We start from the raw sequence: 17,839 nt of genomic DNA, 5'->3' as shown, positions 1-17,839 counted from the left end.
GTGCTGGATGAAACCCTGGATTGGAGGAGCCGTGCTGCTGGCGTGCACGACCATGGCGAGCGCTGCCACCCCGGCGCAGCTGCAGGAGCTGGATGCGACCGTCGAGCGCGTGCGCGCGCAGTTCGACGTGCCCGGTGTTGCGGTGGCGGTGGTCAAGGATGGCGAGGTGGTGCTGGAGCGCGGCTGGGGCGTGCGCGAGCAGGGCAAGCCGGAACCGGTGCAGGCCGATACGCTGTTTGCCATTGCGTCCAACACCAAGGCGTTCACCGCCACTTCGCTGAACCTGCTGGCCGAGGACGGCAAGCTGAAGATGGATGACAAGGTGATCGACCACCTGCCGTCGTTCCGCATGTCCGATCCGTTCGTGACCGGGCAGATGACGATCCGCGACCTGCTGTCGCACCGCAGCGGGCTGAGCCTGGGTGCCGGCGACCTGCTGTTCTGGCCGGCCACCTCCTACAGCAATGCCGAAGTAGTCGAACGGCTGGGCAGGGTGCCGCTGAAGGGCGGTTTCCGCGAGAGCTACGCGTACGACAACATCCTGTACGCGGTTGCCCAGCAGGTGATCGAGCATGTCTCGGGCATGAGTTACCAGCAGTTCCTGCAGACGCGCATCTTCGACAAGGTGGGCATGACCGGCACGCGCTACAACGCCGATCACCTGAAGCCGGGCGACAAGGCCGCGGTCGGCCACGCCAAGTACGATTTCAAGGACCTGCGCACCGTTGCGCCGCTGACCTGGTCGAACAATGCCGGCGCCGGCGGCATCTATTCCAGCGCGCACGACATGGCGCGCTGGATGCAGGTGCAGCTGGCCGAAGGCAAGCTGGCCGACGGCACGCCGTTGTTCAGCGAGAAGAGCCAGCAGCAGATGTGGCGGATGATCACGCCGCAGTCGATCCCGGCGCCGAGCGTGCCGGAGCTGGCACCTGCGCGGGCCAACTTCGCCGGCTATGGCGAAGGCTGGAGCCTGAGCGACTACCGTGGGCAGAAGCTGGTCTGGCATACCGGTGGCTGGCCGGGCATGGTTTCGCGGCTGACCCTGGTACCGGGCGAGAAACTGGGCGTGGTGGTGCTGACCAATCAGGAAGTGGGCGCGGCGTTCAATGCGATCACCCTGAGCGTGCTCGATGCCTACCTGGGCGGTGAAAAGCATGACTGGGTGGACGCCTATGCCAAGGCCGTGGCCAAGGGACAGGACAAGGCCGACGAGGCCTGGGCCAAGCACCAGAGCGCACGCGACAAGGGCAGCAGGCCATCGCTGGCGCTGGCCGGCTACACCGGCAGCTTCCGTGACCGCTGGTATGGCGACATGCAGATCAGCGCCGAAGGCAAGGGCCTGCGCCTGCGCTTTGCGAAGACCGCGCAGCTGAGCGGGCGCCTGGAGCACTGGCAGCACGACACCTTCATCGTGCGCTGGGACGACCGTTCGCTCAACGCCGACGCCTTCGTGAACTTCAGCCTGGACCCGGATGGCAAGGTGCGCGAGGTGCGCATGCAGCCGATTTCCGACCTGACCGATTTCAGTTTCGATTTCCAGGACCTGCTGTTCACCCCGGTCAAAGAATGAGGGTAGTGCCGGCCGCTGGCCGGCAACCTCATGATCTCTGGAAACGTAGCGAGGTTGCCGGCCAGCGGCCGGCACGACCGCAGCCGCAGCGATCGTCGGCCGGCGTACACATGCGGCGTGGGATACTCCGCCGGCTAAGATGGCGAGGGAATGCGATGTTCCGTTGGTTTGAATCCCTGATTCCGGTGTTCCCGCCCGTGGATGGGCGCATGCCACCGCGCAAGGTGCTGCCGTTCTACCTGCACTACCTGCGCCCGGTGTGGCCGGTGCTGCTGGCCACGCTCATCGCCGGCCTGCTCCTGGCGCTGGTGGAAGTGGCCATGTTCGATTACCTGGGCCGCATCGTCGACATGGTCGCCGAGCAACCCGGTGCCGATTTCTTCAAGCGCCATGCCAATGAACTGGGCTGGATGCTGTTCATCACGGTCATCGCGCGGCCGATCCTGGTCGGCCTGCACAACCTGCTGGTCAACCAGGCCATCGTGCCCGGCCTGAGCAACCGCTCGCGCTGGCTGATGCACAACTACGTGGTTCGGCAGAGCCTGAGCTTCTTCCAGAACGACTTCGCCGGCAGCGTCGCCAACCGGGTGATGCAGACCGGTACCTCGCTGCGCGAGTCGGCGGTGCAGATGGTCGACTCGCTCTGGTACATCGTGGTCTATACCGGCACCGCGCTGTACCTGTTCGCGCAGGCCGACTGGCGGCTGATGGTGCCGCTGATCCTGTGGCTGCTGGCCTACGTGGTGATCATGGTCTACTTCGTGCCGCGCGCGAAGGAGCGGGCCTGGATCGCCTCGGAAGCACGTTCGAAGGCAATGGGCCGCATCGTCGATGGCTACACCAACATTCCCACGCTGAAACTGTTCGCCCATGGCGGGCGCGAGCAGGCCTACGTGGCCGAGTCGATCCAGGAGCTGGCAGTCAAGCACCGCGCGCAGACCCGGGTGACCACCGGCATGGACCTGACCATCGCCATCGTCAACGGTTTCCTGATTGCCGGTACCTGTGGCCTGGCCCTGTGGCTGTGGAATGGCGGCCACATCACTGTCGGCGCGATCACGCTCGCGACCGGCCTGGTGATCCGCATCCACAACATGTCCGGCTGGATCATGTGGACCATCAACGGCATCTTCGAGGACATCGGTACGGTACAGGATGGCATCACCACCATTGCCCAGCCGCTGACCGTGCAGGACCGCGAGGATGCGGTGCCGTTGCAGGTGACCCGCGGTGGCGTGCACTTCCAGGACATCCACTTCCACTACGGCAAGAAGGGCGGCGTGATCGCAGGCCTCGACCTGGTGGTGAAGCCGGGCGAGAAGATCGGCCTGGTGGGTCCTTCCGGTGCCGGCAAGTCGACCCTGGTCAACGTGCTGCTGCGCCTGTACGACCTGGAAAGCGGCCGCATCCTGATCGACGACCAGGACATTGCCTACGTCACTCAGGAAAGCCTGCGCCAGCAGATCGGCGTGGTCACCCAGGATACCTCGCTCCTGCATCGCTCGATCCGCGACAACCTGCTGTACGGCCGGCCGGACGCGACCGATGAGCAGTTGCGCGCTGCGGTGGCCAAAGCACGTGCCGAGGCCTTCATCGATACGCTGGTGGACGGGCAGGGGCGTCGTGGCTACGACGCGCATGTCGGCGAGCGCGGCGTGAAGCTGTCCGGCGGCCAGCGCCAACGCATCGCCATTGCCCGCGTGCTGCTGAAGGACGCACCGATCCTGGTGCTGGACGAAGCAACCTCGGCACTGGACTCGGAAGTGGAAGCGGCGATCCAGGACAGCCTGGATGAGCTGATGGGCGGCAAGACGGTGATCGCGATCGCGCACCGGCTGTCGACCATCGCGCGCATGGACCGGCTGGTGGTGATGGACCAGGGCCGCATCGTCGAGACCGGCAGCCATGCCGAACTGATTGCGGCCGGTGGGCTCTACGCACGGTTGTGGGCGCGGCAGACCGGGGGGTTCGTGGCGGCCGATCAATGAGTGTTTTCGGGGTCCGAGCCCTTCCCTTCGAAAAAGGCTCCGACCCCGGCGTGCTTCTGGGGACCTGCATGATCCGCTCCCTATGCTCCCTGCTGCTGGCGCTCGCGCTGGCCGGGAGCACTGCGACCGCGATGGCCGCACCCGTCGCCGACGAGCAACTGCAGCAGCTAATCCTGCTCAGCCGCCACAACCTTGCAGAAAAAAATGGCCCGGGTTTCCCCGGGCCGCTCCGCTTCACCTCACACCGGCTCGATCACTCGATCGGCTGGTCCAGCATCAGCTGGCGTGCGAAACGCACCGGCGGTGCGCCGTAGGACAGTACCTGGTCGTGGTACGCCTTCAGGTTGAACTTGTCGCCCAGCTTCTCCTGCACTGCCTTGCGGGTGTCGAAGTGTTCCTGCGCACCGACGAAGTAGGTCGGCAGCTGCGCCGAGGTCAGCTGCGCGCGCACCCACTTGCCGGCCGCTTCGCTTTCCTGCTGGAACGCGTCGTGGGTCATCAGGTGCATCGCCTTCTCGCGATCCCAGTTGTCCACGTGCACGCCCTGGTCGAGGATCGCGTTGGAGATCGTGCGCAGGTAGAACTTCAGCTGCACCAGGTGGAACAGCGGGTCGTTGTTGAGGTAACCCTGCTCCTGCATCATGCGCTCGGTGTAGACCGCCCAGCCTTCGGCGAACAGGCCCGAACGCAGCACCGCACGCAGGGTGGAAGGGAACTTGGCCGAATGCCAGCCCTCCAGGTAATGGCCCGGGGTGCCTTCGTGGATGCTCAGCAGGTGGATCATGCGCGAGTTGTACTCACGCAGGAACGAGTCGACCTGCTTGTCGTTCCAGTCGTCCGGAATCGGCGACACGGCGTAGAAGGTCTTCAGGTTCTTGTCCAGCGGACCCGGCGAATCGCAGTAGGCCACGGCCACGCCACGTTGGAATTCCGGCATCAGGATGATGTCCACCGGCGCATCGGGCAGCGTCATCAGGTCGTGCTCGCGCACGAATGCGGTGGACTGCTCCAGCGCGGCCTTGGCATCGTCGACGACCTTGTCGCGTGCCGGCTTGTCGGCGTAGGCCAGTTCCAGCGCAGCTTCGATCGCCTTCTGCTGCTGCTCGTCGGTCGGCTGGGCCGGCATCTCCGGCGCACCCGGCTTGTCCTTCAGCACGGTCTGCGCGATGCCGTACATGTCCTCGCGCACGCGCTTGAGTTCGGCACGTGCACGCTCACCGATCTCCTGGCGCGACAGCGACGAGCTCAGCGCGAACTTCAGCTTCTGGTCGTACTTTTCCGCACCGATGCGGAAATCGCCCTTTGCGTTCGGCACCAGGGTCTTGTCCAGCCAGGTCTGCTGCTCGTCCACGGCCTTCTTCAGGCCGTCGATGGCGGCCTGCAGGCGCTGCTGGTCGGCCTGCGGCAGTTCACCGATGTGCGGGGTGATGAAGGTATCGACGATGCTGAGGATGCCCTTGTTCTGCTTGGCCACCGTCTCGGCGTGGATCTTCGGCACGCGCGCCGGATCCAGGTTCTCGCGGGCCTGGGCGAAGATCGCCGGCAGCTTTTCCATGCGCGCGGTGGCCGACTTCAGGCGCTCCGGCAGTGGCGCGAACTCGCGCGCCATCAGGCCGTAGATCGCGCTGCCGGCGATGCCGTTGTACAGCTGCGGGTCCCACTTGCCGGACTGCAGCACTTCGGCGTTCCAGATTTCCGACTGCAGCTGGTTGCGCAGGATCGCCGCGTCCACCTGGTTCTCGCGGCCCAGCTTGGCCACCTCGATCTTGTCCAGCTCGCCCAGCAGCGCCTTGTAGGCGGCCACGGTCTTCTGCTGGCCGGCGGCACTGAGGTCGTCCAGCTCGCTGTCGTAGCGGTGGTCACCGATCTGGGTAGCGCTGACCGGCGACAGCTGCATCCAGGTGTCCAGGGCGCGCTTGGACAGGTCGGCGAAGGCGGCATCGACCGCCGCGTCACCGGCCTGCTGGCTGGTGGCCGGGGTGGAAGCGTTGGTCGGGGCGTCGGCCGGCTGGCAACCGGCCAGGGCGGCGACCAGGGCGAGGGCAAGAAGATGCGGGCGCATCGGCGTTCCTGTACGGGGTCAAACCCTGAGCATAGGGCCGCGTGGCTGCTTTGTCCCCGTGCCATAGGATTACCATGGGCGCAGACAAGGACCCTCCAAAGGAGCGCAGGACATGGAATACCAGGGAAGCTGCCATTGCGGCAGGATCGCATTCACCGTACAGGCCGGGGCGCCGATCAGCGACGTCATCGACTGCAACTGCTCGATGTGCCGCCGCCGTGGCAGCCTGCTGTGGTTCGCCCCGCGTGCGGCGTTCCAGCTGACCACCGATCCGGCTGACGTGGCCACCTACCACTTCAACAAGGCCCACATCGACCATCACCACTGCCGCGAATGTGGCGTCGCCCCCTACAGCGAAGCGGTCGATCCGCGTAGCGGCACACCGATGGTGGCGGTGAACGTGCGCTGCGTGCCGCAGGTCGATCTGGCTGGCCTTTCGGTGACCTCCTACGACGGAGCCGCACTGTGACGGGCGCGCGCGCCTGGACGCGCAGCCTGGCGATGCCGGTGGTGCTGCTGGCATTGGCGGGCTGCGCCAAGCAGGGCGACATGGCCGCGGATGCGGGCGCCCCGGCCGCCGAAGCGGCCGTCGCGTCGCCAGAAGGTGCGTTCCTCGCCTATGAACATGACGTGCAGGTGCAGCTGGAGGCGGCAAAGATCGCGCCGCGCATCCAGCAGATCGCCCAAGCCTGCCAGAGCGCGAAGTTCGGCGACTGCGCGGTATTGCAGGTCGACCAGCGCAGTGGCGAGCAACCCAGCGGTGAGGTCAAGGTGCGCATCGCGCCGAAGGGCGCCGAGCCGCTGATCGCGATGGCCGGTGAGGGCGGAACGCTGCAGTCGCGCACCACCCGCGCCGAGGATCTGGCACAGGCCGTGGCAGACACGGCGCTGACCAAGGCGCGGCTTGAAAAGGAGCACGCCCGCCTGCTGTCCTACCAGGACCGCAAGGACCTGAAGATCGAAGATCTGATGGCGATCACCACGCGCCTGTCAGAGATCGAGGCGGGTGTCGAGCAGGCCAACAAGGACGCCGCGCAGCAGCGCCGGCGCATCGATACCCAGCTGGTGACGCTGCACTTCGAGACCACTTCGGGCCAACGCAGCCGAAGTGAGATCGGCGAGGCGCTGAGCGAGTCGGGCAGCATTCTCAGCACCAGCGTGGCGTTCCTGATTCGTGCTGTTGCCGCGCTGCTGCCGGTGGCGGTGCTGGCCCTGGTCGCAGCCTGGGGCGTGCGCGCATGGTGGCGTCGCCACCGTCGCAAGCTGCCGCCCGACCGCTGAGGTCAAGGCTGATGCCGGCAGCCCGCCGGCATCAGCCCTCGTCGGTTTCGTACTCGACGAACACATCCAGTTCCAGCGCCAGATCCTGCACGGCGTCGCGCACCTTCTGCGCGGTGCTTTCATTGCCCACTTCCACTTCCAGCTCGTGGATGCCCGGGCCGATGTCATCGGACAGCCCGGCCGAGCTGGAGTCGTCGTCGTCCATGTGCGGCATCAGGTCGTCGGTTTCCTCGACATGCTCGATGCCATCCAGGCCGAGCAGCAGGTCGCTGATGGCACGGGCGTCGTCTTCGGTTCCGGTAATGCGCAGTCGCAGCATGGCCATGGCGTAGGTACGTTGTGGAGTTGCCTGCAGCCTAGCCAGCATCGGGCAAAGAATGGGTGAGGGCGAAGTCAGGTGGGCGTGGCCGGGCGCCCGAGCAGGCTGTCCGGCAATGCCGGAATCGGTGTGCGTTCGTCCTGCGCCTGTTCCAGCAGCCAGTCGATGAACAGGCGTGCGGCCGGGCTGGGCGGTTGTCCTTCGGCATGCACTACGTGATACGCATAGCGCGCCTTCAGCGCCGGGCCGGGCAGGCGCACCACCTCGTAGCGCTGCAGGTAGGGCTGGGCGATGTGGGTGCGCGCCAGCACCGCGCCCATGCCATACACCGCTGCACGCATCGCGTCGGTGCTGTCGGCGAAGGTGTGCATGGGTGGCAGCGGCGACGGCGTGCGCACGCCGGCGTGGCGGAACCAGTCGCGCCAGCCCTGCGGCGACAGGTCGGTCAGCAGCGGCAGGTCGGCGATGCGCGCCGGATCGACCAGCGTTTCGACGCCGGCCAGTGCCGGTGAGGCGACCGGGAACAGGTAGTCATCCATCAGGTGCTGCGCACGCAGGCCGGGCCATTGGCCCAGGCCGTAGCGGATGCCCACTTCCGGGCCGTTGTCGTCATAGCGATCCAGCCCGCTGCCGGTATGCAGCTCGATGCGGATGTGCGGGTAGGCCTGGGTGAAGCGCGGCAGCCGTGGCAGCAGCCAGCAGTAGGACAGCGAGCGCAGCGTGGTGATGCGCAGCGGCACGCTGTCGGCATCCGGCTGCAGGTGATGGGCGACGGCCGCGACATCGGTGAAGGCGGCGCTGGCAGCGTCGGCCAGTTGCCGGCCCTCGGCAGTCAGGCGCACGCCGCGGGCGTGGCGTAGGAACAGCCGTACTTCCAGCACTTCTTCCAGGCGGCGGACGTGGTGGCTGACCGCGCTGGCGGTCAGGTGCAGCTCCTGCGCGGCCTGGGCGAAGTTCTGGTGGCGCGCCGCGACCGCGAACACGGCCAGTGCGGGTAGCAGGGAAGGGCGTAGCAGCATGTCAAGCCTCAAACCATATTTGTGGCTGGCAGCGATACTACGCGCTTGTGCCGCGGGCGTCTGCGCCTGATCCTGTCCGCATTGGCGAAGAATTGACGATGTACGGAGGCAAGGCATGAATGCGGTCCCACAGGCGGCCGAGCGCGATTGGCGCACGCCGCTGGAATTGACCCTGCTGGGCGCCATCTGGGGCTGCTCGTTCCTGTTCATGCGGGTGGCGGTGCCGTCGTTCGGCCCGTTCGCGCTGGTCGAGGTGCGGCTGGTGCTGGGTGCGCTGGTGCTGCTGCCGTTCCTGTGGCGCGCCCGCGCGCAGTTCCCGCCGCGGCGCTGGCTGTGGCTGGCGCCGATCGGCCTGATCAACTCGGCGTTGCCGTTCGTGCTGTTCGCTTATGCAGCGGAACAGGCGCCGGCGGCGATCGGCGCGATCTGCAATGCGATGACGGTGCTGTTCGCCGCGCTGATCGCGTTCCTGTTCTTCGGCGAGAAGATCGGCATGCGCCGTGCCGGGGCGCTGCTGGTCGGCTTCGCCGGCGTGGTGGTGCTGGCCACGGCCAAGGTTTCCGGCCTGAGCATCGGCACCGCAGTGCTGGCCGGTGCGGCGGCATCGCTGCTGTACGGCCTGGGCGTGAACCTGGTGAAGCGGCACATGACCGGGTTGCCGTCGGCCGCCGCCGCGGCGGCAACGCTGTCCTGCGCCTCGCTGTGGATGCTGCCGATGGCGGTGACCCACTGGCCGCAGGCGGCGATTCCGGGCAAGGCGTGGGGCGCGGCGATTGCCTTGGGCGTGGCCTGCACTGGCTTGGCGTTCCTGATGTTCTATCGCCTGATCGGTCGTATCGGCCCGTCGCGGGCGTCGACGGTGACCTACCTGATTCCGTTGTTCGGTGCGGCGTTTGCGTGGTTGTTCCTGGGGGAGGCGGTGACGGTACAGATGCTGGTGGCGGGGGCGTTGATTCTGGGGAGCGTGGCGGTGAGTCAGAAGGGCTGAGGCGTTGGCGTTTTGCGCGTGGCGCGTGCTGAAGGTGCTTCATTGTTCATGGGCGTTACTTTTCTTTGTACGCAAAGAAAAGTAACCAAAAGAAACGTTCCGCCGGCCGCGAGCCGGTGCTGCGCACCGGTACCCTGCGCTCCTCGGCCCGTCGAGGGACGGCGCGGGAACTCGCTGCGCTCAAACACCCGCGCCTCTTCGCCCTCGCCGGACCTGCGGTGCTCGGCTCGCTCAAGGCGGACCCAAGATCAAAGGCAAAAGCGGTCGCTTCGCTCGCCGGGCCCGGCCCGGCACTACCAAACATCGTCGTGCAGCTGTGGCTCTTGACCTTGAGTCCGCCTTGAGCGAGCCGAGCATCGCAGGGGAATCAGGGGCGAAGAGGTGCCGATGTCTGAGCGCAGCGAGTTCGGCACCGTCCCCTGATTCACCGAGAAGCGCAGGGGACCGACGTGCGAAGCACGGCGGCTCGCGACCTGGCGGCGCGTTTCTTTTGGTTACTTTTCTTTTCGCGCGAAAAGAAAAGTGACGCCCATGAACAGTGAAGCACCTTCAGCACGCGCCACGTGCAGGAAGCCAGGCTCCTACCGCACCGGCACCGGAATATTGCACAGATCGATATGCCTGGCCGGGCGCTTGTAGAAATCATCCACGCGGTTGCGCCGCGCCTCCACCGTATCGGCGAAGGTCTTCGAGTCGGTACGCAGTACCTGGATCGGCGTGCGCTCGGCCGCCGGCACGTCGCTGGCACGGCGGATCGACAGGATCGGCGTACGCAGCTTCGGGTCGGTGTAGAAGCCCATCGGCGCCGGTCCGCGCCGGGTCGCGCTGAGCAGTTCCATGCCCTTCAACACGCGACCGACCAGAGTGATGTTGCGGTCCAGCTGGCGCGGCGACTGACCGGTCACCACGTACAGTTCGGCGCCGATGCTGCTGTCTTCCTCGTTGCTGCGGCCGGCACCGAGCATGCCGTAGCAGTGCGCCAGCCAGGCCTTGCCGGCTTGCGGGTCCTGGCCGACCGGGAAGCCGTCGACGAAACCGGTCTGCGCGGCCCAGCCATCGCGATCCGGCAGCACGCTGACCTTCAGGCCGGCGCTGGCGCGTTCGAACTCGGCCGGCAGCTTGCGCGCGGCGCTGCCGAACGGCCTGGCCTTGGCCGCGTCATCGGCGTCGGCATCGCCGAACTGCACCACGAAGTTGTCCTGCGAGCGGTAGATGCTGGTGCCGTCCCAGAAGTGCTCGTGGGCGAAGGTCTGGATGTTGGCGACATGGCGGGGGGCGAACTGCGGCGCCAGTTCGATGATCACGCGCCCGGCTGGCAGGTCCATGTACAGCAGGTTGGCCGGGTCCGGGGTGCGCCAGTCGCTGGCCGCCGAGGCGTCGAGGACCTGCTGCGGGCTGCGGTACGGGGCGGCAGCGCTGGCCAGCGAGGGCAGCAGGCAGGCCAGGGCGAGGGCGGTCAGGGCAAGGCGACGACGGTGCGGCATGGGAACCCCGGAACATGAACGAGGGTTCGATTCTGCGCGACTAGAGACCACATCGCCAAGCGAGATGTAGGGCAATCGCGTCAGCCTGCGCACGGCCTCTTGGCCGATCCAATGGGTCTGGAATCAACGCCTATCGTTCTTCTGCAATTAGACCGGAGTAATGGCCGAAGACAGGAACAGGTTCATAGTTGCCTGTCGGATCGTGCGTAGTTGAAGACTCTTCCAGATGATGAGGTGAAAAATTCTCCCTGGTTATCGTAAGCCGACCATCTTCATTGAAGAGGTAGCTTGTCCCTTCGGCAATGCCGTCACTCTTCTCATCGAACGTTCTATGTACCGCCATGCTCAGGAACAGATTTCCCGGCGCTACCTGCTGGAATTGATACGTCAGGCGCTCCCTTAGATGTTCATCCAGAAAGTCGACGCCAATCATTTCTTTGTCCAACAGCACATCGATAATCGCTGATGGCGTGGTGGGGGAGCCAACGAGAACCGTATAGCGAGCCTGGCTCTCATGTCTCGATTTGGCTTCGGATTCACTGATTATGTTTCGGGCGGACTTCTTTGCGCCAAACCAGAAGTCGCAATAATAAAACTCAGTCATAAGTGGATACTCCCGGGACCGTCGTGCTCGCAGGAGCTGGATCAGCCGCTGCGCTGTTGGAAGGTGACGGTATGCCGCGGTTCGCAGAGGGACAAGCAAGCCAATGGGCCTGCCGGCCAGGTGGTCATCCGGCCCTCGCCAACCGGCAGAGTGACTAACGACACATTCGCTATACCGAACTTCGCACTACTGTGGACTTCAACGTAGTGGAGGGCCGGCCATGTCCGAGGACGATGTCCACCTGAAGAAGTTCCAGAAGGAGCTCAGCGCCGGAACGGTGTCGCTGGCCCTGCTGGCGGTGCTGGCCCAGGCCGGGGAGCCGCTATACGGCTATCTCATTGCCAAGGAGCTGGAGCGGGTGGGCGAGGGCGTGCTGAGCGGCAAGCAGAGCGCGCTGTACCCGGTGTTGCGCAACCTGAAGGGCGCCGGGCTGCTGGAAAGCCATGTGGAGCCATCCAGCAGTGGTCCGCCCCGGCGCTACTACCGCATCAATGAACGTGGCCGCGAGGTTCTGGCGCAATGGCGCCAGGCCTGGCAGGCCACCCGTGATTCCGTCGATTCCGTGTTGGAGGGGGTACCGCAATGAACGACCCGAGCCTGGCAGGCCGAGCCCTGCCGACCACCATCCCGCAGTATCTGGCGCAGCTGCGCGCTGCGCTGGAAGGTGCCGATCCGGCGATGGTGCAGGACGCGTTGTACGACGCCGAGGAATACCTGCGCTCGGAGCTGGCGGCGCAGCCCGGCCGCAGCGAAGCCGAGGTCATCGCCGACGTGGCCGGCAGCTATGGCGCGCCGGACGAAGTGGCCGAGATCTACCGCGAGACCGAAGTGACGGTGAACCGCGCGCTGCGCACGCCGCGTGCGGATACCGCACCGGTGCTGCGTGCGGCGGCCGAAGCCAGTGGCGTGGAGCCGGCCTCACCGCCGCAGGCGCCGGTGCAGCGTTCGCTGCTGGCGCGCTTCTTCGGCGTGGTGACCGATCCGCACACCTACGGTGCGCTGTTCTACATGCTGCTGTCGCTGGCCACCGGCATCTTCTTCTTCATCTGGGTGGTGACCGGCCTGTCATTGTCGCTGGGCCTGCTGATCCTGATCATCGGCATTCCGCTGACCGTGCTGTTCTTCGGCTCGGTGCGCGGGCTGGCGCTGCTGGAAGGGCGGTTGGTGGAAGCACTGCTGGGCGAGCGCATGCCGCGCCGCCCGCGTTACACCGACCGCAGCCGCACCTGGCTGCAGCGCATCGGCGACATGTTCACCGATGGCCGTACCTGGCTGACCCTGCTGTACTTCGTGCTGATGCTGCCGCTGGGCGTCATCTACTTCACCATCGCGGTGACGTTGCTGTCGCTGTCACTGGGGTTCATCTGGGCACCGGTGGCCGCACTGTTCAGCGGTGACATTCCGGGCGTGTACGTCGACGGCGTGAACGTGTTGCCGATGGCCGCTTCGCCGCTGGTGGGCATCGTGATCGCCGCCGTGGGCGTACTGCTGCTGTTGTTGACCATGCACCTGGCACGCGGCGTCGGCAAACTGCATGGTCTGATCGCCAAGAACCTGCTGGTGCGGTTGTAAGCGGGAGCCCAGGCTTCGGTAGGTGCCAACCTTGGTTGGCACGATCGATCGGATGCCGGGATCCATGGTAGAGCGCCAACCAAGGTTGGCATCTACCAGGGCCTGGTTACCCCGCCTTTCGCCGCAACAGGGTGACGTTGCTCTTCTTCTTCGTAGCCTTCGCCGCCGGGGTTTCAGCATGCGCGGCGAAGAAGTCGCGTACCTTCGGGTACACCACTTCGCGCCAGCGACGGCCGCTGAAGATGCCGTAGTGGCCGGCGCCTTCGACGATGAAGTGCTCGCGGCGGTCAGCAGCAATGCCGGTGCACAGCGCCTGCGCTGCTTCGGTCTGGCCGAGGCCGGCGATGTCGTCCAGTTCGCCCTCGATGCTCAGCAGCGCGGTATCGCGGATCGCCGACGGGTCGACCTTCTCGCCATTGACCACCCACTCGCCACGCGGCAGCAGGAAGTCCTGGAACACCACGCGGATGGTGTCCAGGTAGTACTTGGCCGGCATGTCCAGCACCGCGTTGTACTCGTCGTAGAAGCGACGGTGCGCGTCGGCGTCTTCCAGGTCGCCCTTGACCAGGTCGGTGTAGAAATCCCAGTGCGAGCTGAAGTGGCGGCTCGGGTTCATCGACAGGAAGCCGGCGTGCTGCAGGAAGCCCGGATACACGCGGCGGCCGGCGCCGGGGTAACTGGCCGGCACGGTGTGGATGACGTTGTTCTCGAACCACGACAGCGGGTTCTGCGTGGCCAGGTTGTTCACTGCGGTCGGGCTGCAGCGCGCATCGATCGGGCCGCCCATCATCACCAGCGTGCGCGGCGTCGGCTCGCCACGGCTGGCCATCAGTGAAACCGCGGCCAGCACCGGCACGGTGGGCTGGCACACGCTGACCACGTGCAGGCGCTCGACACCCAGGTGGCGGATGAACTCCTGGATGTAGGCGATGTAGTCGTCCAGGCCGAACTCGCCTTCGCTGGCCGGTACCATGCGCGCGTCAACCCAGTCGGTGACGTACACGCGGTGGTCGCGCAGCAGCGTGCGCACGGTATCGCGCAGCAGCGTGGCATGGTGGCCGGACAGCGGTGCCACCACCAGCACGAACGGCTGGTTGAGCATGGTGTGCAGCTGGTCGGCTTCATTGCTGTGGCGCTTGAAGCGCAGCAGCTTGCAGAACGGCTTGCTTACTTCCTCGTGCACGACGATCGGCACGCGCTCGCCTTCGACCTCGATTTCGTTGATGCCCCACTCGGGCTTCTCGTAATCCTTGCCGATGCGATGGAACAACTCGTTGACCGCCGCCAGGCGATCGGCACCCGGCATCTGCGACCACCAGTGGCCCGGGTTGGCGAAGAACTTGGCGTTGGCCTGGGCCTGGTGCACCCAGGGGGCAAGCAGGTTGCGGGTCAGTTCGTGCAGTTGATAGAGCATGACGACCGAATATGTATGGTCATATGTTGCCGCGCAGCATATCCCATCCGGACGTCCCGCAGGTTAAGTTGCCTGAAAATAATGAATCCGGATTCACATCCGTTCCAGCGCGGCGGCATCGCCTGCCAGGGCGGGGCCGAGCCAGCAGTGCGACCCCACCGGCTGCAGGCCGTGCCGGGCCAGCGTGCGGCGGTACCAGCGCGCCGGGCGGGCGTGGAAGCCCTCGTGGTCGCCGTCGAATTCATCCTCGGCGGCGAAGGTCTCCAGGAAGGCCACGCCACCGGTCAGCTCGGCCACCCCGGCCAGGCCGGCGCGCAGTTCACGGTCGGGCACGTAGTGCATCACGTCCGAGCACACCAGCAGGTCGACCGGGGCGCAGGGCCGCAGCCAGGCGAAATCACCGAAGGCGGCCAGGTGCAGGTTGCGGGTCCTGCCGTAGCGGCGCACAGCGTACTCGCTGCTGTCGAAGCCGAGATATTCGACCTTCGGACGCAGCTTCAGCAGCGGCGCGCGCCAGGCGCCTTCACCGCAGCCGATATCCAGCACGCTGCGGATCGGCCGCTCCAGGTAGTACTCGGCGCTGGCCACGGCCAACGCAACCTTGCGCGTCAGGCGGGCGCTGCCGCCGATGTCGGCACGGCGGTACCAGCGTTGGAAGTAGGCGGCGTCGTAGGTCTTGTCCATGGGGCGGTGCGCGATCGGGGAAAACGGCGCCTATCGTACGGTGTTGCGGCGCGCCATGCGTCGATGTGTCGCGGCGGGCGTGCCTGCGGCGGCTTCGCCACGGCATGCGAGAATGGCCGCCAACCTACGCCAGCCGCCGGAGCGAGCGCATGCAGAGCTACTACTGGGTCAAGACCTTCCACATCGTGTTCGTGGTGGCGTGGATGGCCACGGTGTTCTACCTGCCGCGCATCCTGGTGAACCTGGCCGAGACCGCGGGCCAGCCGGCGGTGAGCGAGCGCCTGCAGCTGATGGGCCTGCGCCTGTACCGCTTCGGCCACTCGATGTTCGGCCTGGCGTTCCTGCTCGGCCTGGTGCTGTGGCTGGGCTACAAGGTCATCCCCGATTTCCCGACCATGGTGGCTCCGGGAGCTGCCGGCTGGCTGCACGCCAAGCTGGGGCTGGTGGTGGTGCTGCTGGTGTACTTCGGCTGGATCGGCCGCCTGCTCAAGGGCGTGGCCAAGGGCCGGGCGCTGCCGTCGTCGCGCGCGCTGCGCTGGATCAACGAGATCCCGCTGCTGGCGTTCATTCCGATCGTGTGGCTGGTGCTGGCCAAGCCGTTCTGAACGGGGCGCGCTGCGCGCGCGGCGCATCGCACAGATGCATCCACGCATGGCGTGGATCTACTGGGTGCAGCTGTGGCTTTTGATGTCCAGGTCCGCCATGAGAGAGCCGAGCATCGCAGGTGAAACAGGGGCGAAGAGGCGCCGATGTCTGAGCGCAGCGAGTTCGGCGCCGTCCCCTGATTCACCGACAAGCGCAGGAACCGGTGCACAGCACCGGTTCGCGTTCGGCGGCGTGTTCTTTGGTTACTTTCTTGCACGAGCAAGAAATTAACAAGCCGATGAATCAGGCTGCCTCGTACGTGCCGTAACTGCGCAGGCGCGTGTAGCGCTGTTCCAGCAGCTGTTCGGTGGACAGCTTGTCCAGCGCGTCCAGCTCGTTCAGCAGCACGGCCTTCAGGCGCTTGGCCATCTGGGTCGGGTTGCGGTGGGCGCCACCGGTCGGCTCGCGCACGACCTTGTCGACCAGGCCCAGGCTCTTCAGGCGCGGGGCAGTCAGGCCCAGTTGTTCGGCCGCTTCCTTGGCCTTGCCGGCGTCCTTCCACAGGATCGAGGCGCAGCCTTCCGGCGTGATGGTCGAGTACACCGCGTATTCCAGCATCACGGTGCGGTCGCCCACACCCAGTGCCAACGCACCGCCGGAGCCGCCTTCACCGATCACGGTGCAGATGATCGGCACCTTCAGCTCGGCCATCTCGATCAGGTTGCGCGCGATCGCTTCGGACTGGCCGCGCGACTCGGCGTCGATGCCCGGCCAGGCGCCGGCGGTGTCGATCAGGGTCAGCACCGGCAGGCCGAAGCGCTCTGCCATCTTCATCAGGCGCAGTGCCTTGCGATAGCCCTCCGGCTTGGGCATGCCGAAGTTGCGCTTGATCTTTTCCTTGGTGTCGCGGCCCTTCTGGTGGCCGATCACCATTACCGCGCGGCCATTGATGCGGGCCAGGCCGCCCATGATCGCCTTGTCGTCAGCGAAGGCGCGGTCACCGGCCAGCTCTTGGAACTCATCGAACATGACGCGGATGTAGTCGGCGGTGTACGGACGCGATGGGTGCCGGGCCAGCTGCAGCACCTGCCACGAGGTCAGGTTGCGGAAGATCTGCGCGGTGCGCATGCGCAGCTTGTCCTGCAGCGCGTGCACTTCCGCCTCGACATTGACCGCCGGCCCGGCACTGGCGTTGCGCAGTTCCTGGATCTTGGCTTCCAGGTCGGCGATGGGTTGCTCGAAGTCGAGGTAGTTCGGATTCATCGGAAGCCGTCGTGTAAAGAAGGGGGCAATTCTAGCCGAATGCGTGCAAACCACCCGTACGCCTTCGTCTGGAAGGCGACGGTAGCGCAGCCGGGCAGGCGGCGCCAGTCAGCTCAGGGCACCACCAGGGCGCTGCGGCCCATCAACTGGCTGCGCTGGGAAACGAAGTCGTTGTAGGCCTCGTTGGCCTCCCGGCCCAGGCCGCTGCCCAGGGTGGCAGTGGCCGAGGTGAAGGCCATCTGCGCAGCGAAGTCCTGCTTGCGCAGGGCCTTCTGTTCATCGGCGGTGGTGGCCTTCAGCCAGCGCGCATAGACCTCGCGCAGCGGCGCGGCGTGCGCCTCGAAGGCGGGGTCAAGGGCCGGCAGGCTGGCCGGGGCCGGCTCCAGGCTGAATGCCGGCGCGACGTAGCCGGCCGGCTGTTGGCGCTTGAATGCACCGGGTTCGCCCATGCCTTCTTCGACGTAGGTGATGAAGTCCGGGGCCGTGAACACCTTGGCCACGATCTGGCCGCCGCTGGAATCGACATGGGCCACCACCTTTTCCTTCGGGAATGGCTCGCGCACGCCGTAGGTCCAGGTCTTGTCGATGAACAGGTCGTGGCGCTTCTCGAAGGGACCTTCGAAGCTGACCCCGCCCAGTTCGATCCCGTTGTTGCCGACGCCGAAATTCTTGAGCTTGCTCTCGTCGGTGACATAGACCTCGCGAGCAATCACGTACTCGCTCAGGGTCGGGTTGATCAGGCCGCCACGACCGTCGACGTAGACGATGAAGCGCACGTCGCCAAGCGCGTCTGTGTGCAGGCGATGTTCGCCAATGGCGAGCGAGATCGGGCGCGAGCCGTGCGCGGCCACTGGCACGTCCTGGCCGTCGATGCTCAGCGCCAGCGGCGCGTCGGTCGGGTTGTCGATCTGGAACTCGATCTTCGACGGCGAGCAGGCGGCCAGTGCCAGTGCGGCAACGAACGGAAACAGCAGGGTCTTCATGGGCGATCGTCCTTGATGGTTGG

The 17,839-nt window shown here is 66.0% G+C and carries 16 protein-coding genes and 1 pseudogene; 8 read left to right on the top strand and 9 right to left on the bottom strand.

Features of this window, described 5'->3' with window-relative positions:
- The first annotated feature begins 7 nt into the window (after positions 1 to 7).
- Together AC5P65_RS11480 and smrA are read left to right on the top strand one after the other, a co-directional pair.
- Positions 8 to 1,570, top strand: a complete 1,563-nt coding sequence (locus AC5P65_RS11480; protein ID WP_346483503.1) for a serine hydrolase — start codon at positions 8 to 10, stop codon at positions 1,568 to 1,570.
- Between the two features lie 155 nt (positions 1,571 to 1,725).
- Positions 1,726 to 3,558 (top strand): multidrug efflux ABC transporter SmrA, encoded by a 1,833-nt coding sequence (gene smrA, locus AC5P65_RS11475; RefSeq protein ID WP_019659144.1) that lies wholly within the window; start codon positions 1,726 to 1,728, stop codon positions 3,556 to 3,558.
- Between the two features lie 253 nt (positions 3,559 to 3,811).
- On the opposite strand, the gene AC5P65_RS11470 is transcribed toward smrA, so the two are convergent.
- Positions 3,812 to 5,620, bottom strand: a complete 1,809-nt coding sequence (locus AC5P65_RS11470) for a DUF885 domain-containing protein (RefSeq protein WP_159359943.1) — start codon at positions 5,618 to 5,620, stop codon at positions 3,812 to 3,814.
- 112 nt (positions 5,621 to 5,732) lie between these two features.
- On the opposite strand from AC5P65_RS11470, the gene AC5P65_RS11465 reads away from it, so the two are divergent.
- Complete coding sequence (locus tag AC5P65_RS11465) at positions 5,733 to 6,089, top strand: GFA family protein (RefSeq protein WP_456115411.1); 357 nt, start codon at positions 5,733 to 5,735, stop codon at positions 6,087 to 6,089.
- 32 nt (positions 6,090 to 6,121) lie between these two features.
- Positions 6,122 to 6,901, top strand: a complete 780-nt coding sequence (locus AC5P65_RS11460; protein WP_180832715.1) for a DUF4349 domain-containing protein — start codon at positions 6,122 to 6,124, stop codon at positions 6,899 to 6,901.
- A 31-nt stretch (positions 6,902 to 6,932) separates the two neighbouring features.
- Here AC5P65_RS11460 and AC5P65_RS11455 read toward each other — a convergent pair whose 3' ends face one another.
- Both AC5P65_RS11455 and AC5P65_RS11450 read right to left on the bottom strand, forming a co-directional pair.
- Positions 6,933 to 7,226, bottom strand: coding sequence for a hypothetical protein (locus AC5P65_RS11455; RefSeq protein WP_021203661.1), 294 nt, complete (start codon positions 7,224 to 7,226; stop codon positions 6,933 to 6,935).
- Positions 7,227 to 7,294: 68 nt separating this feature from the next.
- Entirely contained in the window at positions 7,295 to 8,239 is a 945-nt protein-coding gene (locus AC5P65_RS11450; protein WP_171952267.1) for a LysR substrate-binding domain-containing protein, read from the bottom strand.
- Between the two features lie 115 nt (positions 8,240 to 8,354).
- Between AC5P65_RS11450 and AC5P65_RS11445 the strand changes: the two genes are divergently transcribed.
- The gene (locus AC5P65_RS11445) at positions 8,355 to 9,227 is read left to right on the top strand and encodes a DMT family transporter (protein ID WP_021203663.1); all 873 of its coding nucleotides are present in this window, start codon (positions 8,355 to 8,357) and stop codon (positions 9,225 to 9,227) included.
- Positions 9,228 to 9,808: 581 nt separating this feature from the next.
- Here the strand turns inward: AC5P65_RS11445 and AC5P65_RS11440 are convergent.
- Positions 9,809 to 10,711: a peptidylprolyl isomerase gene (locus AC5P65_RS11440; protein ID WP_495215585.1), complete on the bottom strand. Its 903-nt coding sequence runs from the start codon at positions 10,709 to 10,711 to the stop codon at positions 9,809 to 9,811.
- 130 nt (positions 10,712 to 10,841) lie between these two features.
- Entirely contained in the window at positions 10,842 to 11,315 is a 474-nt protein-coding gene (locus AC5P65_RS11435) for a lytic transglycosylase (RefSeq protein WP_180832682.1), read from the bottom strand.
- Between the two features lie 220 nt (positions 11,316 to 11,535).
- Here AC5P65_RS11435 and AC5P65_RS11430 point away from each other — a divergent pair, with 220 nt between their 5' ends.
- Entirely contained in the window at positions 11,536 to 11,901 is a 366-nt protein-coding gene (locus AC5P65_RS11430) for a PadR family transcriptional regulator (RefSeq protein WP_495215586.1), read from the top strand.
- On the top strand, positions 11,898 to 12,887 hold the full coding sequence (locus AC5P65_RS11425; RefSeq protein ID WP_495215587.1) for a sensor domain-containing protein: 990 nt from the start codon (positions 11,898 to 11,900) through the stop codon (positions 12,885 to 12,887). Before AC5P65_RS11430 ends, AC5P65_RS11425 begins: the two co-directional genes overlap by 4 nt.
- Positions 12,888 to 13,070: 183 nt before the next feature.
- Here AC5P65_RS11425 and AC5P65_RS11420 read toward each other — a convergent pair.
- Both AC5P65_RS11420 and AC5P65_RS11415 read right to left on the bottom strand, forming a co-directional pair.
- Positions 13,071 to 14,301 (bottom strand): annotated as a pseudogene (locus tag AC5P65_RS11420) (polyhydroxyalkanoate depolymerase); the annotation flags it as partial.
- Between the two features lie 93 nt (positions 14,302 to 14,394).
- Positions 14,395 to 14,985 (bottom strand): class I SAM-dependent DNA methyltransferase, encoded by a 591-nt coding sequence (locus AC5P65_RS11415; RefSeq protein ID WP_180832680.1) that lies wholly within the window; start codon positions 14,983 to 14,985, stop codon positions 14,395 to 14,397.
- Positions 14,986 to 15,134: 149 nt separating this feature from the next.
- Here AC5P65_RS11415 and AC5P65_RS11410 point away from each other — a divergent pair, with 149 nt between their 5' ends.
- Positions 15,135 to 15,590 (top strand): CopD family protein, encoded by a 456-nt coding sequence (locus AC5P65_RS11410; protein ID WP_021203668.1) that lies wholly within the window; start codon positions 15,135 to 15,137, stop codon positions 15,588 to 15,590.
- Positions 15,591 to 15,873: 283 nt separating this feature from the next.
- Here AC5P65_RS11410 and AC5P65_RS11405 read toward each other — a convergent pair whose 3' ends face one another.
- Positions 15,874 to 16,833: an acetyl-CoA carboxylase carboxyltransferase subunit alpha gene (locus AC5P65_RS11405; protein ID WP_019659134.1), complete on the bottom strand. Its 960-nt coding sequence runs from the start codon at positions 16,831 to 16,833 to the stop codon at positions 15,874 to 15,876.
- Positions 16,834 to 16,946: 113 nt separating this feature from the next.
- Entirely contained in the window at positions 16,947 to 17,816 is an 870-nt protein-coding gene (locus AC5P65_RS11400; RefSeq protein WP_329866228.1) for a hypothetical protein, read from the bottom strand.
- Between the last annotated feature and the right edge of the window lie 23 nt (positions 17,817 to 17,839).

It is taken from the genome of Stenotrophomonas sp. YJH_SMC_48-3 (genome assembly GCF_059369375.1).
Note: the sequence above shows the minus strand (reverse complement) of the source record. Positions and strands in the feature narration are given on the sequence as shown.